We start from the raw sequence: 17577 nt of genomic DNA, 5'->3' as shown, positions 1-17577 counted from the left end.
AGGATTTCTAAGTGTTCTATACCTTCGCCATCTCAGCGAAGCTGAGCAACCCAAATGCTATCCTGGTGCTTGTTCGCTACTTCATTGGGTTTAGACCAGTAACTTTATTTTCCAGGGTAGAAGTGTACCCATTTACCCACATACTTAGATACAGATCCGATTGTTAATTTACCTGTCCCATGTACATAAACCGTCATATCGGGAGCGATTACTTCGGCACCAAGCTTATTTGCCAAATTCTTTGCTATACCATTGGTAAGAGCGCCGGTAGAACATGAGATTAATCGGACCGGACCTCCCTTATATCCAGATTTTGATATAATAGTTGCCAGCGCCCGTTGGTCTATCGGGATCCACTTCGTGTTTGACAATAACTCGAACGAATTCGGTGTGCCATGAACGACCACATCAAAATAACCTTTTAATGGCGGGACGCGACTACCATATCGCGCTAGTAGAAGATCGTCCCCCGTAAATGATACGGCGGCGGCAACTGTCCGATTTTCAGCTTTCATAGCTGCTAAATTTAGAGCTTCACCGTCCGCAGTTAAGCCCTCGCTAGCGATAGTCAGTGTTAGCAATGTAAATTGATCGGTAGCGTTGTTTATTGATTGGTATGCTTGTGCCTCACTTGTTTTACCTTCCACATACATTTCCCAATCGTATCCAGCTTTTGTGACGGCCCCACCTACTTTGCCGTCTAGCCAATCACCTATGGAGTTTTTGCTAGATGTCCCACTCGGATCGCTCTCGTTGACCGGATTGCCGCCCGCAAACCCGTACAGGTTCACGCCGCCCTGGTAGCCGATCGGGTCCCGGTTGATGAACCGCCCCGTCCGGGGGTCGTAGTACCGGTGCGTCAGCAGCAATAGGCCCGTGTTGTACGAGGCGTTCCCGCCACGGTCGTTGTCCGTGTAGTAGCCGTACTGACCGCCGAAGCCGATCACCGCCAGCGCCGAGGAGGAGACGCCGTTTGTGTCCCCCAGCGAGTTGCGAACGTTGCCGTAAGCGTCGTACAGGCTTGTGTTCAGAAAGCGGGCCGCGCTGTTGGTCGCCGACTGCACCTGCACGAGGTTGCCCGAAGGATCGTACTCGTAAAGGTAGTACTGATCCCCGGGGATGTACTGAGCCCGAAGGCCGTCAGCCGCCCAGCCAAAGGCGGACTTGATGGCGCCGGCGCTGTCTTCTTCCAGGAGAAGCTGGTCGCCGTCGTAGAGGAAGTAACGGTCCCCGAGGCTCGTGCTCTTCTTGACCCGGAGGCCGTCGGGGCCGTAGGTCGCCGAGAATGTCGGGCTGGGGATCGCGGTCAAACGGTCTTCGGCGTCGAACGTCAGACCGGAGACGCCCATGTACTTCGTCGGGTTCCCGTTCCCATCGTACACGTAATTCGCCCCGCCGTCGAAGAACTGGTTGTCGGAGTTGGGAGACGCCAGCGACGCCCCGCGCATCGTCAAAGGGTTGTCCGCGTTGTCGTACGAGAACGACCAGTCGTAGCCGGCGTGCAGGTAGTCCGTGCCCACCGAGCCTGTGTAAAGGCTGTTCTCATGCGTCAGACGGTCCCGGCTGTCGTAGGTGAACGTGCGCGTGCGGCTCCCGTCGTGAAGGTACGGGATCACGCCCTGCGCGCTCAGGACATAAGAGTCCTCCACCAGACGGTTCCCGCCCGTGTCGTACGTCATGTCCGAGGTCAGGGACGCCCCGCTGCGAGAGCCCCCGTACAGCGAGCCGGGCGCGTTGGAGACGGGGTTGTCCGGGTAGTCCTTCCACAGGTTCGAGAGCGTCCCCAGGAAGCCGCGCGGGTCGTAGGTGTAGTTGGTCGTGCCCCGCGCGCTGCGGCTCTGGGACAGCCGGCCGCTCGTCACCAGCGGGCTGGAGCCCGTCACCGTCTGGTAGACGTGGTTGACCGAGCCGCCCGTCCACGGGAAGCCCGCCCGCGTCAGATCCCCCACGCCGTTGTACTGGTAGTTGTACGAGCCGCCCGTCCCGAAGCTTGGCGTCTGGAGCGTGGTCCGGCTGCCGTCGGGGTTGTAGGCGTAGGTCAGCGTCTGGTTCTGCGGACCGCCGGTGAAGCTGGTCGTGTGCGTCATCGGCAGCCCCAGGTTGTCGAGTGTGTACGTGTGCGCCGCCGCCGTGCTCGACATCCCGATCATCCGCGAAAGCGCATCGTAGGAATACGAGACGTTGAGCGAGGCGTCGGAAGAGTACGTCACCGAGTCCACGCGGTTGTCCACGGAGGAGCGGTTGTAGGTCGTCACGAAGCCTCGGCCATCCGTGCGAGACGTCAGGTTCTGGTCTCCGTCGTAGGCGAAGGTCAGGGTGTCGAAGACGCCGCTGGCGCCCGGGTACTGGATCTGGGCGAGATTGCCCGCCGGGTCGTAGCTGTAGTTGGTGACGTGGTTGTTGCCGTCCTTGAGCGTCACGACGCGGGACAGGCCGTCGTAGGTATACGACGCCGGCTCCACGGTCCCCGCCACCGACGCGGTTTCGCCGTCCGCCGTGTAGGTATAGTCGGTGTAGCGGAACGGCGTCGCGCCGACCACCGGGATCGTCGTGGGGTCGGCTTCGGGATACAGGCCGGTGCGCGAGACGGGTCCGCCGGGGTATTGATAATCGGTGCGCGTGTAGGCTCGGAACATACTCGTGGCGCAGTTCGTGGGAATCGATTGTAATAAGGAAGCAACCTCTTCTTAGCAGGATCGAGTTTGCGTGAATTTAAAACGTTAAATTATCAAGGTACATGACGCTTAACGAGGTAGTTTCACCATTGAGAAGCAAGCGCCAAATCGTAAATTATGGGCTATTGACATTCCTTTTCCGTCTTGAGCGATGAATAGTAGATTCCGATTTTCTCAAGTACTAGTGAGTCTCTGCCGATGAACGAACTACCAACCATATAATTAACCGAGCCGCACAGCCTATTACTATAGATAGAGCGCTTCAAATGGAAAAATATGGCTGCTCGTTTTCGAATCAGCAGAGACTCAATAGCGCGAATTCCATTTACACCCCCCACCCCACCGACAACTGCATCTACTGTTAGGTAGACAACACCTGTTCTAAACCGTCAATAAGATAGCTGGTTATCCAACTTGTGATTTCATCTTCAGGCAAACTGATAGGTTGCCTTGCAGGAATACTTATAAGATAGGAATTACCTTCGTAGTCCAATCTAATGTGCTCATCAAGATAGTTTTTGAATTCAGCCCATCCGGTCTTATACTCAGCGATGCGTAAAACTTCTTGAAGAGCATGATCTATAGAAGTAATCCCCATTTTTTTACCAATGCTGTTGGTTATTTTATTATTAAATTTAAACCAAACACGTGGCGCAGGGGAACGCTTCCAATCCAATGTCGACACAAATCTGCTTCGTACGTATCTTACTAACTCGATATCGTCATTACTATTAAACTCGCAATGATAGGCAGGGATAGCCTGTATTGTGCGAAGGTACACGTCCATATTATCGCCCTTGAAGAGACCGTGCACTTCACAATTGATCAAGAATATTGTATCAAAACCATAAGATGGATGTTGCAACCCAGGTAGAATCGTCAATGGTTTATTAACATCAAGAATAGTGTTATTTTTTCTAACAAATTGAATTACAGTGCTAGCTAGATCTTTATCGAACATATCACGCGATATTACTAAGATATAGTTATAATCGTTAAATGCGTCTGCAAGGATATCTGTAAATACATGCGATGGTGTAGAAACAGCAAATTGGTAAGCCGCTTCTATAAAATCAGCATTTTTGAGCTCATTACTGCCTAATTCGGATACAGAAATTAGAGGCAAGCCTTTACTCATTATCATTTACCTCAACGTGTGTAATTAGGACCTACATCTTGACGATATTTTATACGCAATCTCGCTCCAGAACGAGAATTTTCGCTCCATGGTTTAACCGTCAGGTTGTTAGTATCATTATACCAGGCTCTGCGTTGCGCCGCCGTTTGATTGTATCCTATACGGTTCCAATGTTTAACAACAGGTTCTTTGTGATCAATAGTAATTTGATCTTTAGGGATTTCTTCTTGGGTTACAGGATCAATAACTCGGCCTTGAGCATCAGTATGTCTCGCTATAACTTCTTCCCGTATTTCGTCTGAATTACCATGTGGATATTCAGAGGCGCGATTACGTCGAGCTGGCGGATCAAAAGCGCCTGGTTTTGAATACCAAACAAGCGTGGAAACCACATAGTCTTGCTGGCTTTTTCCATAGAGCGTCGCGAAATCTATATAAGCTTTCTTAACTGCGTGGACTGTACTATGTACAAATCGTACGGAAGACGAATTATTGACACGATCTGCAAGATTACCTGCAGCTCGATCCCAACTCGCAAACATATCTCCAAGCGATTTATCATAATCATACCCACTCGGATCGCTCTCGTTCACCGGATTGCCGCCCGCGTACCCGTACAGGTTCACGCCGCCCTGGTAGCCGATCGGGTCCCGGTTGATGAACCGGCCCGTGCCCGGATCGTAGTAGCGGTGCGTCAGGCACAACAGGCCCGTCTCACGGTCCGTGTAGTAGCCGTACTGGCCACCGTAGCCAGCTGGCTCTTGCAACGCCGCCGGGTTGGCGCCGTTGTCGTCCTGGAAGTCGGCGGTTCGCTTGCCGTACGCTTCGTAAGAGGCGAAGTCGTAGGTGCGGGTGGCAGTGTTGTTGGTCAACTGCCGGGTGATGATGTTTCCTTGGGGGTCGAAGTTGTATGCTGAGTAGAACGGGACAGGGGCCGTCGGATAGTACCGACCGCGCCAGCCGTCCGCAGCCCATACGTTCACCGCAGAGATCGTCGCGTTCGAGCCGCTGAAGGTCTCCTCCAGCAAAGGAGCGCCCCCGTCGTACAGGAAGTAGGTCGTCGCTCCCCCGGCAGTCTTCGTCGCTCGAAGGCCGTTGCCGTCGTAAGTGGCCGAGAACATGGGGCTGCTAATCGCTGTTAGACGGTCTTCGGGATCGTAGGAGAACGCCGCGCCTTGATAGGTCGTCATGTTCCCGTTGCCGTCCGGCAGGTAGCCTGAATTGCTGATCTGGTTATCGACCGTATTCCCGAACGCCTGCGTCGCGCCGCCCATCGCGAATTGGGTAATGCTGTACGCCCCATCGTACAGGAAGTTATTTGTGTAAACGTCGTTATACGCCGCAGAAGCAGAGCCGCCGTGCAGCGAACTTGCTTCACTGGCAAGAACGTCGCGGTTCTGCAAGGCGGAAGCGTGCGCCGTATCGTAGCCAAATCGCAGAGAGCGGCTGCCATCGGGGGCGGCGCCGAACGCGTACATATTCGTGTACTGCGAAAGGCGATTTCCAACGGCGTCGTAGGTCAAGTTGTTAAATGTGGCGATGTTACTCAGCAGGTTATTGGCGGGGTCGTATTGATAGTTGGTGAGAGCCGTAATAAAGCCGCGCGCATTGTAAGTGTAGTTCGTTCGCGTGGAAGCATACTCATCGGGAGCAGTCAGCAAGTTGTCGGTGCGCTTGAGCCAGCCGTTCGCGTTCCATTGATGCGTCAGGAAGTCGCCTTGGGTCAGGTTAATGTTGTAGAAAGTGAAGGGGACTTTCTGCTGTGTCAGCCGGCCCGCCAAGTCGTAACTGTAGGTGAAGTTCCCGCTGTTGATCCCCGTCAGAGGGTTCGTCACGCCCACTGGCGTCGTCAGCGTCTTGCGGCTGCCGTCCGGGTAGTGCGCGTACGAGATCTGCTGGTTCTGGGGACCGCCCGTGAAGCTGCGCGTCATCAGCAGGGGCTCGTCCAGGTCGTCGTAGTTCGAGTAGCCCGTCGTACCTGTGTTGTCCGTCATTAACGACAGGCGCCCGTATACGTCATACGCAAAGCTCGTCGTCCCGATCGGCGTTACCGTTGCGGGAAGACCCGAGTAAGCGATTCCCGTCACCTGGCTCTCGGGGTCGACACGCGCGTACGTCGTGGTGATCCCCCGGCCATCCACCTTGGTTTGGAGGTTCTGGTCGTGGTCGTAGGTGAAGGTCAGCGTATCGAACACGCCGCTGACGCCTGGGTACTGGATCTTGGCCAGGTTGCCGACCGGATCGTAGCTGTAGTTCGTGACGTGGTTGTTGCCGTCCTTGAGCGTCGAGACGCGAGAGAGGCCGTCGTAGGTGTACGAAACCGGCTCCGTGCTGCCCATCACCGACGCCACTTCCCCGTCCGCAGTGTACGCCGTGTCCACTTCTCGCACCAGAGCGCCGCTCTCGTCGTAGACCTGCTCGCTTGCCGCCGGACCGCCCGGGTACTGGTAGTTGGTCTGCGTGTACGCCCGCGCCGTGGGAGTGCTCGTGTTGGTGGCGGGAGCGATGGTCTGCACGAGCTGGTCGGCGGTGTTGTAGACGTAGTTGGTCTTGTTGCCGATCGCATCGATGGAAAGAATGACGTTGCCGCGCCCGTCGTAACGGTAGTGCGTCACGTTCCCTGCCGGGTTCGTCACCGTCAGAGGCTCGCCGATCACCTCATTCTGACTGTAGCTGCCCGGAGCGCCGTTCGCGTCGTAGCTGGGATCGCTGGTGTAGTTGTAGGTCGTCGTCAGCGTCCCGCCCGCGTTGTTGCCCGGCTCCGCCACCGTCAGCACCTGCCCGCCCGCCGAGGTTGAGGAAGGCAGCGTGTAGGTGATCGTGGTCATCACCAGCGACGGCAGGGCGACCGTCGAGTCCGGCGCCGGCGAGGTGATCGTGTGGACCAGCCCGTTGAGCGCGCCATCGGAAGGACCATAGTAGGTGTAGCTTGTCGCCTGCTTCGTCGCGTCCGTTGTTCCACCGGTCTGGTGGGTCTCCTGCGAGTTCGTCACTTGGCCCAGCGGGAAGTTGGTGAAGTCGTACGTGTTGGTCACCACCACTCCGCGCGGTGTCCTCACCGTCGCGGGGTTGCCGAAGGCGTCGTTGTAGGTGACGCCCGTCGATTGACCGTTGCGATTGATGTCGCTGGTGGGCAGGCGAGGGTTGTTCGCGTCACTGTAGGACAGCGTCTCGTTCTGGCCACCGCCATCCTGAAAGCCCGCGTTCAAGTTTAGCCCACTGCTGTAATACTGCCGGTGGCTCATTGCCTGGCTGCCGTCGGCGTTGGAGTTGACTGCGACCACGAGTTGCGCGTTGGGGTTGGGCAGGTAGGAGGTCTGACGGCCCGCTGCGTCCGTGGTCAGCGAGACGACCCCGGTCTGGTCGTAGAAGAGCTTGCCGCGAGAATACGAAGTCCCCCCTGGATGGGACGGGTCCGGAACGTCGACGACGCCCAGATACGATTTGTTGTTCACCGCCTGATAGCCGTAACGCCAGCGGTCCGCTCCGACGGTCCCTCCCACAGTGAAGATCTCGGAGACCTTGACCAGCCGCGATCCTCCATCAAAGATGTAGTTGACCTGCCGGTTGTCGGAGGGCGTCGCCGAAGCCAGATCCTGCACGGACGCCAGCAGCGCGCCCGTATAGTTGAACTGGAGCAGCGTCGTGGGAACGTCGTTGGTGACCGTGAGCACGCGATTGCCGTTGGCGGCAGTGTCGCGGTTGATGGAGACGAAGCGGCCGACCAAATTGGTGAGCTTGCTGTAGACATACTTGACGTTGGTGACCGCCGGGTCGGCGGGCGTAAACGTCATTTGCGTATGGTCTTTGAACGTCAGCGTGATCGAGGTCCACTGGCCGACCGTGCCCGAGGGAACGCCCGTTACCACATAAGGCGCGCCGGCCGGGTGCGTGAACGTGGCCGTTCCGCCGGTGACGGTGGGGGTGAAGGTCTCCTTGGCCTGATTTCCATAGACGAGGGTGAGCGGTCCCCACGTGCTGGCGCTGGCGCTGGTGATATTGAGGTCAAAGTTGTCCGTCCAGCCCACGCCCAGCCCCGGCGCGGAGTAGCCAAGGGTGGTCAGGTTGCTTCGGTAGCTGCGCTCGTAGGAGACGCTGGGTCCGACGGGGTTGTACGCGGCGATATCGACGCCGGGATGGTTCTCGGCGACCAGCGAGGGAACCACCACGAAGAACGACGACGCAGGGCCCGCCCCGTCCGCCGAAGTGGCGCGATCCAGAGGGACCGAGGGCGACGCGTAACCAGGCTCGGGAGCGTCGGCCGCCGGCGCGGTGATCGGCTGGAGTGAGATCGTCGCCACGCAAGCGGAGCCAACCGTTCCGGTAAACACCAGTGTCAGTGTCCCACTGGACTGCACGTTCACCCGAGCGGCGGTGCTGACGACCTTATTAGCGGCGCCCGCAGTAGAAAAGATATCGTAGTTTGTCAGAATCTGCTGCCCATTGGCAGTGACGTTGAACTTGCGCTGTCCGGCGGCGGTGGCGCTGATTTCGGAGAAGCCAAGCACAAGGGTATAAGCGCCGGTCGTTACCGGCAGATTGTACGTAATGCCGGCCCCTGGAGTCGCCTCCTGGAGCTGGTTCTGGTAAAGCGGCTGATCCGAACTCGGGAGAGCGGCGCTAGAACCATTCTGTTGTACAGCCGTGGAAATATTCGTTCCCGTCGAACTGCCCGTATTTGCCGCCCAGAAAAAGCCGACGGAATCGGGATAGACGGAGCTGCCGCCGCAGTTGACGTGTACGTTCGGAGTAATCGGATAGGGCGTGCTGCGGATCGATTCTGTTCCGCCCGCGCTGACCGCCGACACCTCATAAAAATAGGGCGTCCCATTTTCCAGGCCGGTATCCAGATACGAACTGCCCGCGATCGGACTCGCATTGACCTTCGCGTAGGCGCCGCCAATTTGTTTGACGCGATAGACATTATAACCAGCGGCGTTGGATCCCCCCGGCGGAGTCCACGATACCGTGACGGCCTGATGTCCGCCCCGAATAAGGGAGACCGGCAGCCCCGTCACCGCGCTGACCTCCGCCGATCGCGGACTTTCTCCCGAGGCGTTGACGGCGGTGATCTGATAGTAGTACACGGTCCCGGACGCAAGCCCGGAATCCACCGTGGAGCCGGCGAACAGATTGGTCACCAGCACTTCCGCGCCCGGCGTCGTGGATCGGTAGATGTTAAAGCTGGTCGGGTTGCCGGACACCGCCGTCCACGTCAGAAAAGTCTGCGTGTAAGTGTAAGAAGCGGCGGTAAGAGTAGGCGTTCCCGGCACAACCGCCGCAGCGGGGCGTGAGGCGATGGAAACGAACAGCAGCAAGAAAAGAGCAAGCAAGCGATGCTTCAGCGCGCGCATAGAGAAACGATCCTTCCACGAAACGGGAGCCGGCGGGCAAAGTCAGAGCCTGACACGGCAAAAAGTGGCTGCGGGTAGATCCAGAAGGCGGGGCGAAGTACAGGTGCGGCGCCTGAGGGCAAAAGAGATACGTCAGCATTGTAACACGGATTGCAGACGAATTCAATTAAGTGAATGTTAAGGTCGATGGAAATCCGCACTGCATTATGCAGTACGGATTTTGATCGCTTACTTTTGCGCGCGCATGGCGCGCCAGCCGGCGATGGCCATGATCAGGCCGAAGAGGAGCATGACGGCGCCCCAGGCGAGGTTGACGTTGATCCCCAGTGATTTGGCGTAGATCGCGGGGCTGGACGCGGCGCCGTAGATTGTTAAGACGAGGCCGAAGAGGGTGAACATGGCTCCGATCGGGAACCGCAGGTCGAGTATCATGGGTTGTCTCCTATCGGAAGATGATGTTCAGCACGAGCGCCGCCGCCAGGACGAGGCCGCCGAGGAAGGCGGGGCGGGCGTACCAGGCGAGGTCGGTTTCGACGGGCTTTTTGGTGAGTGAGTAGACGAGGCCTTCCATCTCCTGGTCCGTCTTGGTCTGGCGGGTCAGTAAGGAGATAAGAATAGTCGCCAGGAAACAGACCGTCCAGGCGAAGATCGCCGTCCAGAAGTTCTGCGCCATCTCGCTGGGATAGTGATGGACAACGGCGCCGAGCCAGCCGCCTTTGGCGAGGCTGGCCGCGCCAATGGGCTGCGTGAGCCCATGGTGCGCGGCGGCCGCCAGCGTGCCGCTCAGCAGTCCCCAAAAGGCGCCGTGGCCGGTCGTGCGTTTCCAGAACATGCCGAGCAGGAAGGTGGCGAAAAGCGGGGCGTTCACGAAGGCGAAGACCAGCTGGAGCAGGTCCATGATGTTGTTGAAGTTCGCCGCCAGAAACGCCGTCGCGATACTGAACAGCACGCCGCCGACCGTGGCGTAGCGGCCGACTTCGAGGTAATGCTCGTCGGACTGGCCGGGCTTGATGTAGCTCTCGTAGATATCCACGGTGAAGACAGTGTTGAACGCCGTGACGTTTCCCGCCATTCCGGACATGAACGACGCCAGCAGGGCCGTCATGCCCAGGCCCAGCAATCCCGTGGGATAGTAGTGGATCAGCATCATCGGCGCCGCGAGGTCGTAATTATACGTGCCGTCGGGCTTGCGCGGCAGCGCGAAGCCGGTCTGCGCGGAATGCGCCGTGAGCGCCATCGCGATCATGCCGGGCAGGATCACCAGGAACGGGAACAGCATCTTGGGAACGGCCGCGACCAGCGGGGTGCGCCGCGCGGCGACTTCCGAGTCGGCGGCCATCGCGCGCTGAATCACCAGAAAGTCCGTACACCAGTAGCCGAAGGAAAGCACGAACCCTAGGCCCATCACCAGGCTGAACCATTCGACGCCCAGGGGATTATGCGTCGTCGCCAGCCCTTGCCAGGCGTGTGTCAAACCACCCGGACCGAAGCCGCGCTCGATCGAGACTTCGGAAAGGCGCGCCTGCAATCCCGACCAGCCGCCGATATCCTTGAGCCCCAGCAGCGCGACGGGAAAGAAGCCGAAGACGATCAAGAAGAACTGAAGGACCTCGTTGTAGATCGCCGATTTCAGGCCGCCCAGGAACACATAGGCGAGCACGATGCCGGAGGACACAAGGATGCTGGTCAGGAAGTTCCAGCGCAGCAGCAGCTCCAAAAGCGACGCCATGGCGTACAGCGAGATGCCCGAGGAGAACAGCGTCATGATCGCAAACGATCCGGCGTTGAACGCCCGCGTCTTTTCATCGAAGCGCAGGCGCAGATACTCCGGAACGGAGCGCGCCTTGGATCCGTAGTAAAAGGGCATCATGAACAGCGCGACGAACACCATCGCCGGGATCGCCCCGATCCAGTAGAAATGCGACGTCGCGATCCCGTACTTCGCCCCCGACGCGCCCATGCCGATCACTTCCTGCGCGCCCAAATTGGCGGACAGAAAGGCCAGCCCCGTGATCCAGGCCGGAATGGAGCGCCCCGAAAGAAAAAAGTCCCCGCTGGTCTTGGTCAGGCGTTTGACCGCCACCCCAATTCCCAAAACGAAGACGATGTAGATAACGAGCAGCGCATAGTCCACCGCTCCCATGTGAATGTGTGGCATTGCCGATCTTTCCTGACGGACTGGCGCGTCATCGGCGGCGCCGTCGCCACCCTGGAACGAGCCAGCCTTGTTCTTCGTCGAACCATGGAAGGCCGCCTGCTCCCCAGCCAAAAGCGTATTGGGATCGCCTGCCCGCGCCGACGAAGGCGCGCCCTCTAAGAATAGGGAGGCGAAATGCCGATAATTCGACTTAAGTCAGTTTGAGTCGGTGCGCGGTCGCACACAGCCGATGCGCAATTGCGCGAATCACGATTTATTGTACCTATGTGGACGAAGACGTCGCGACATCACTTCATAATTTTCAGCTTACTCTGCGTCTTCTTCGCGGCGAAAGCCGCCCACAGCGCGCCGATTTCGCTCGCGAACCGGGTCGCGCTCGTCTGGAACACCCACGACGGCCTGCCGCAGGACCATGTCAAGAGCATTCTCCAGGCGCGTGACGGCTATATCTGGGTCGCCACGCAGGACGGCGCCGCGCGCTTCGACGGCAAGCAGTTCACCACCTACGACACCGGCAGGACGCCGGGACTCGCCACCAACAACATTGAACAGCTGCTCGAAGACGGCGATGGGAATCTCTGGGCATGCGGCGAAGGGGGAATCTCGCGCTTTCATGACGGCGTGGCCGAAAACCTGACTCCGCCCGTGACCGGACGCGGAGATCTGAATATCCGCTGCCTCCTGGATCCCAGCGGCCATCTCTGGGCGGAGCGGTACGGGGATTACTACACCGTGAGCGGCAATTCCCTGCATGTCGCCGTGGATTCGTCGATCATCGACCGCCGAAGCAGGACCGCCTGGGCGCCCGGCGTCGCGAACTCGCTCTGGGTGGGAACCCGGCAGGGCGCGGTCATCGAAGTGCGTGATGGGGCTATCCGGCGGTTCCAATTGCCGGGCGTATCCCGCAACGCCGTCTTATCGCTGCAATGCGCTCCGAACGGCGCGGTATGGGTCGGGTCGGAACAGGGGATGTTCCTGATTCAGGACGGCGCGATACGGCGGATCGCGGGGCAGCCCGCCGGCGCGTCGCCGGCGACGATCGTCAGCGACGGAACCATGGTTTGGGGGCTGCGCAACGGCCGGCTCTACCAGATTCGGGACGAGCAGGCGACTCTCTGCGCCGATTTCCCCGAAACGAACATTCAATCGATCGGCGTGAACGCCGACGGCAGCCTCTTCTGCCGCTACCATAGCAAAGAAGCCGGCGCGGATTGTGTCGCGCTCTTCATCCACGGCGCGTTTCTTTCCCAAACGCTGACCGGACGGATCTCCGGCGCGGCGATCTGCGCATTGAGCGACCGCGCCGGGAACATCTGGATCGGCATGGACCATGGCCTGGCGTGTCTGCGCGACCGCAATTGCCGCACGTTCGGCCCGGAGAGCGGCCTGCCGTCCCGCCTTCCAGCCGGCATCCTGTTCTCGGACCTAGGCGGCCGCCTCTGGGCCGCCAACGACTACGGGATCTATAGCTATTCCGGAGGCACCTCGGGCTCCTTCCGGCTTGTCGCGCCGGACAAAGGCCCGATCATCACGCTTGGGGAGACGCCCAACGGCGATATGCTCGCGTTCTGCGGCGGGCGCGTCAAAAAGCTGGAAGGGTCGAGCCTCACCGATGTCTCCGACCGCTATGGACTGAGCGCCCTCGGTTACGCCAGCACGATGGCGATCGCCCGCGACGGGACCGTCTGGGTGAGCGGTGAGAAGGGATTCACCCGCACCAAGGACGGTCAGACGACGTTTATCGCCAATCCCGCCCGCCGTGTCTGGTATTTCTCCAGCTATGTCGACCAATCCGGCCGTCTGTGGGCCTCGGCGAAAGACGGCCTGTATTGTGTCAGCGGCGACAGCTTCCGCATTTACCACAATGGAGACGGCGTTCCCGGCGTCATCATTATCAGCATCTGCGAGACCGCCAACGGAACGCTCTGGTTCGGCCACTGGGGCGGAGGCCTGACACGTTTCCAGAATGGGGTGTTTCGCCACATCGGCGTCCGCGAGGGCCTCTATTCCGACGGCGTCTACCAAATCCTGGAGGACGGAGACCGGGACACCGGCAAGAACCTCTGGATCGGCAGCTCGAAAGGGATCTTCCGCGCCAGCCTTCAGGATCTGAACGCCGCGATGGACGGACGCCTGTCCACTCTCCGCTGCTATCCCTATGGGCCCGACGACGGCGCCTTCGCCAGCCAGTGCATCGCCGGCCGTCAGCCAAGCGCCTGCCGGACCTGGGACGGCTGTATGTGGTTTTCCGCGATCGAAGGCGTCGTACGCGTCAACCCCAACGACCTCGACACCGCGCCCGCGCCGATTCTGATGGATCAGATTCTGATCAATGGACAGCCCTATCCGGGCGAAAAACCCGCGGCGGCCCCTCCCGGCGACGGCAATGTCGAGCTGCACTTCACCGCTTTGGACTACCGCAACCCCAGTCACCTGCGTTTCCAGTACCGGCTGGACGGCCTCGACTCGGGATGGCGCGAGGGCGACAGCTCCCGCACGGCGTTTTACACGAACCTGCCTCCCGGGCGCTACCGCTTTTTTGTGCAGTGCACGAACACCGAAAGCGGCTGGACCGGCGCGAACGCCTTCACCTTCACCCTGCGACCGCATTACTATCAGACCGTGGCGTTCAAGGCGGCGGCGGCCTTTCTCGTGCTGGGGATTTTGTTCGGCGCATCGTTCCTGCGATTAGAACAGCTGCGCCGGCGCAATTTGATGCTTCAGGACATCCAGGATCTGCTGGAGGCGCGAAACGAAGCGCTCACGGCGAGCCAGAATGAGCTGATGGCCACACAGCAGGCGTTGGAAGAAGCGAACGCGCGCCTCTACGCCCAGGCGACGACGGACGGTTTGACGGGTCTCACGAATCACCGCGCCTTCCGCGAACAGCTAGAGCGCGAGTGGCAGATGAAAGAGCGGGATGGCCTGCCCCTGTCGCTCCTGCTGATCGACGTGGATCACTTCAAACCCTACAACGATACCTACGGCCACCCCGCCGGCGATGAGATCCTGATCGCCGTCGCCCGCCTGCTCCACGAAAGCGCCCGCGACACCGACACTGTGGCCCGCTACGGCGGCGAAGAGTTCGTGATCATTCTGCACCGCACCGACGCCGAGAACGCCTTCCTCGTCGCCGAACGGTTCCGCCTGACCATCGCCGAAGCCCTCTGGCCCAACCGCCCCATCACCGTCAGCATCGGCGCCTCCACGACCGCCGCCGACATCACCACCCAAGCCGGCCTCATCGCCGCCGCCGACATCGCCCTCTACTGGTCCAAAGAACACGGCCGCAACCGCGTCATGCACGTCAGCGAAATCATCCCCGACGCCCGCAGCCTCGGCGCGTGATCTGCGTGAGCCCCCCGTCTGCTCGTTATAACAGTATATCATTATCGTAAATTAACGACGGAACGACTCCAATAAGCAACCGCATTGTTTACGGCCTTAATGTTATATATATCAGAACTGACTTTCATAAAATTAAGCCAATCCAGAATTGCGTTTATTTGTATATGATTAAAAAGCGCAAAATCTGATTTATTCAAATCGATAGCTTTATGTTCATGCAGCTTGAAATCTGCAACCCATTTGTCACCCACTTGACTATTTGTTGCATTATTAATTGTACGTGCATAGTCAGATTCTTCAGATTCTAAGATATGTCCATCAACATTTAGGATTGAAATTAACTCATCCTTAAATAATATCGATCCATCATTTTTATACAGACTGAGAACTAATAGTCGAGGAAGCACATATTGAAAAATAGATTGTCCCACCCCTGGGAGTTCGTAAATCCAATCACTAATCATAAGCGAGGGAACTTCTGTTGACAAGTCTATTGTTTCGTCAAATGCACTATCCATTAGCTCCACGCGAGACTTCCATTCTGGCGCTTGGGCATGAAGGTCAGCATGTACCTTAGAAAAGGCATTAACAAGGCGTTTTCTAAGCTCATTCTTTTTAGTCAATTCCTGCATGATTTACTCCCAAATTCAAACAGCACAAGCAATTGCATTTTCAGGTCAATAACACGTAAAGTTGCCACCCCAATCATACGTCTGCCCATTCTGCTTATTCGCCGCACCAAGCGTCGCCGCCGCGCTGTCGTACTTTGTGCGATTGCCAGCCAGGTCGTGCTCGTCGGTGTGCGAAACGGGCGTAGTTGGCTTGCGAGCCGTCGCTTTCGATGACGCGGGTGAGTTTTACGAATTGAACAGTGAGATTTAAGTATCGATAGAGATAAACTCTGCGCCACTGTAAGCCTCATCAATATATGATAAGGCATCAGTCCGAATGGCCCAGTCTAGAAAAATCTGCTTCTCGGCAGACCTAAGCGGCGTCAACAATAGCCGTTTGATTGTTTCGGTTTGGTTATGGTAAGCGACCAGGCTAATCAAATCACAATAATTGTTTAATGTTGGGACGCGTGGCTCTCGTCCCAGGCCCATTATTGATATTTGATGTCGAAGATCTATCATATGCATATCATGGTCATTAAGACGCGTAATTCCGCGTTGTATTTGATACAGAGCGGAAGTCAACTCTGTATCCATCTCAGCATTACGCAAAATCTCATGAATCAAATTTTCATTTTTTAATATAAATTCAGGGCAATCAGCTTTTCCACGCTTTATTTCTGAATAGACTTTACCGATAGCGCTTGCCCAATCTTCGTTCATGAAATCTTCTTTGCCGCCACTTGTAGGAAGAGACGCTTCAATCCAAAAAGCGGCGCTAACAATTAAGTCCTCGTCAACGCTATTAAAGATGGTTTTATAATGAGATTCTAAATCTATATAGGATCCAGCAGTGATCGATTCATGCTCAGCCAAAATATACTCACTTGAAAACTCGCTAATCTCAAGAAATCTGCGAACAATAATTTCGCTAGCGCACATTGAATTAAGAAATTCAGATGTTTTCAAGATGCTGAAAATTGCACAGAATTGACTCCATTCTTTGTATTCCAATAAAATTTCAATCACAATGAACCTCTCCCTGGCGGGCCGTCGGGATATCTAATTCTCGATATGATCGTCGAAGGGCATATCAGAGCAGGAGCAATTTAGGTCAGAAACCCAGCAGCGTAGGCTGAACAAAGCGGCGAAGGTTTTTCGCAGAGTCCAGGCCCTACTCTTTAACATATTTGGCAACGGTTTCCCAATTGTTACACTCACCCACTGTCGCCACATAGTAACCATCGGACCAGAACTCGCCGCCCCAGCTCTTTTTGACAACCATAGGTTAAGTATGACAGAGCTTCGCGAATATGCCGAACGAAAGCATAAAGTGAGAGCCTGGCAGGTTCGTGGCGAGCCACGGAGAATGCTAGTTAAAGGGAAGAGGACGCGCGGCAAGAAATACTTCTTGACAGGGCAAATCGACCCTGATATAATATGCGTATACGAATACCTTAGCGCTCTAGAAAGAACCTATCATGCCTATCCTCAATCGCCGCCAAGGCACTCACGCCGGTTTCACGCTGATCGAGCTTCTCGTTGTGATCGCAATTATTGCTATCCTTGCCGCCATTCTGTTCCCTGTCTTCGCTCAGGCTCGCGAAAAGGCCCGCGCCATCTCCTGCGCTTCCAATCTCAAACAGATGGGGCTTGCGATCCTTCAGTACGTGCAGGATAACGACGAGCATTATCCATCGTGCTCCAATCATGACGGCGGCGCGGGCGGCACCGGCGCGCCCGGCAACCCGTGGGGATGGGCCGATGAGATCCAGCCCTACGTGAAGAGCGTCCAGATGTTCCACTGCCCGGACGATCCGACCACGCAGAGCAGCAATCCGACGCAAAACCCGTATAATGGAACCGTGGCGGGCTATACGAGCTACTTCTATAACTCCGTCGTCGGCGCCCAGGATTATGGATACGCTTATAACACGGGCGGCGTTTCGGTGGCGAAGATGGTGAACCCCTCGCTGACAATCCTAAACGGCGACAATATCTCTTACGATTCCAGCAACGCGCTGCCGTATGGGGCGGGCTTCGGCTGCACTCAGGTCATTGCCGACGGAAAGGCGCCGAACTGCGACGGCCAGGCGCTGAACCAGCAGCCGGCCACGCGCCATCAGGGCGGCGCGAACTATTCGTTTGGCGACGGTCACGCGAAGTTCACGCGGCCGAGCAGCATCTACGGCGCCGCAAGCACCTTCACCAGCGGCGTCCTTCCGGCCGGCGGCCCGGCGGCGGCTTCGCAGAATAACCCGACCTTCAACGTTTCGCAGCAGTAGTTTCCCTT

At 57.4% G+C, this 17577-nt stretch carries 9 protein-coding genes and 1 pseudogene; 2 read left to right on the top strand and 8 right to left on the bottom strand.

What is annotated here, in order from left to right; all coding sequences use genetic code 11:
• Positions 1 to 104: 104 nt before the first annotated feature.
• The 5 genes from D5261_RS06975 to D5261_RS06955 form a co-directional block, all read right to left on the bottom strand.
• Positions 105 to 2636 (bottom strand): RHS repeat-associated core domain-containing protein, encoded by a 2532-nt coding sequence (locus D5261_RS06975; protein WP_119324432.1) that lies wholly within the window; start codon positions 2634 to 2636, stop codon positions 105 to 107.
• Positions 2637 to 3036: 400 nt separating this feature from the next.
• Positions 3037 to 3813, bottom strand: a complete 777-nt coding sequence (locus D5261_RS06970) for a hypothetical protein (RefSeq protein ID WP_125206301.1) — start codon at positions 3811 to 3813, stop codon at positions 3037 to 3039.
• Between the two features lie 11 nt (positions 3814 to 3824).
• A complete protein-coding gene (locus tag D5261_RS06965; protein WP_119324434.1) occupies positions 3825 to 9167 on the bottom strand; it encodes an RHS repeat-associated core domain-containing protein in 5343 nt (1780 codons plus the stop codon).
• Between the two features lie 228 nt (positions 9168 to 9395).
• The gene (locus D5261_RS06960; RefSeq protein WP_119324435.1) at positions 9396 to 9599 is read right to left on the bottom strand and encodes a hypothetical protein; all 204 of its coding nucleotides are present in this window, start codon (positions 9597 to 9599) and stop codon (positions 9396 to 9398) included.
• 10 nt (positions 9600 to 9609) lie between these two features.
• Positions 9610 to 11325: a sodium:solute symporter family protein gene (locus tag D5261_RS06955; protein ID WP_119324436.1), complete on the bottom strand. Its 1716-nt coding sequence runs from the start codon at positions 11323 to 11325 to the stop codon at positions 9610 to 9612.
• A 264-nt stretch (positions 11326 to 11589) separates the two neighbouring features.
• On the opposite strand from D5261_RS06955, the gene D5261_RS06950 reads away from it, so the two are divergent.
• Complete coding sequence (locus D5261_RS06950; protein ID WP_119324437.1) at positions 11590 to 14673, top strand: ligand-binding sensor domain-containing diguanylate cyclase; 3084 nt, start codon at positions 11590 to 11592, stop codon at positions 14671 to 14673.
• A 41-nt stretch (positions 14674 to 14714) separates the two neighbouring features.
• On the opposite strand, the gene D5261_RS06945 is transcribed toward D5261_RS06950, so the two are convergent.
• The 3 genes and pseudogenes from D5261_RS06945 to D5261_RS33390 form a co-directional block, all read right to left on the bottom strand.
• Positions 14715 to 15305 carry a hypothetical protein gene (locus D5261_RS06945; RefSeq protein WP_119324438.1) on the bottom strand — a complete coding sequence of 197 codons (591 nt, stop codon included), beginning with the start codon at positions 15303 to 15305 and terminating at the stop codon, positions 14715 to 14717.
• A gap of 246 nt (positions 15306 to 15551) precedes the next feature.
• Positions 15552 to 16313: a hypothetical protein gene (locus tag D5261_RS06940; protein WP_119324439.1), complete on the bottom strand. Its 762-nt coding sequence runs from the start codon at positions 16311 to 16313 to the stop codon at positions 15552 to 15554.
• 145 nt (positions 16314 to 16458) lie between these two features.
• Positions 16459 to 16572, bottom strand: a pseudogene (locus tag D5261_RS33390) (transposase); the annotation flags it as partial.
• Positions 16573 to 16765: 193 nt separating this feature from the next.
• On the opposite strand from D5261_RS33390, the gene D5261_RS06935 reads away from it, so the two are divergent.
• Positions 16766 to 17569 carry a DUF1559 family PulG-like putative transporter gene (locus tag D5261_RS06935; RefSeq protein ID WP_165864593.1) on the top strand — a complete coding sequence of 268 codons (804 nt, stop codon included), beginning with the start codon at positions 16766 to 16768 and terminating at the stop codon, positions 17567 to 17569.
• Positions 17570 to 17577 lie beyond the last annotated feature (8 nt).

Origin of the sequence: Capsulimonas corticalis, from assembly GCF_003574315.2 — a bacterium.
In the GTDB taxonomy this organism is placed as follows: domain Bacteria; phylum Armatimonadota; class Armatimonadia; order Armatimonadales; family Capsulimonadaceae; genus Capsulimonas; species Capsulimonas corticalis.
The sequence above is the reverse complement of the archived record's forward strand: the minus strand, read 5'-3'. Positions and strand labels throughout refer to the sequence as shown.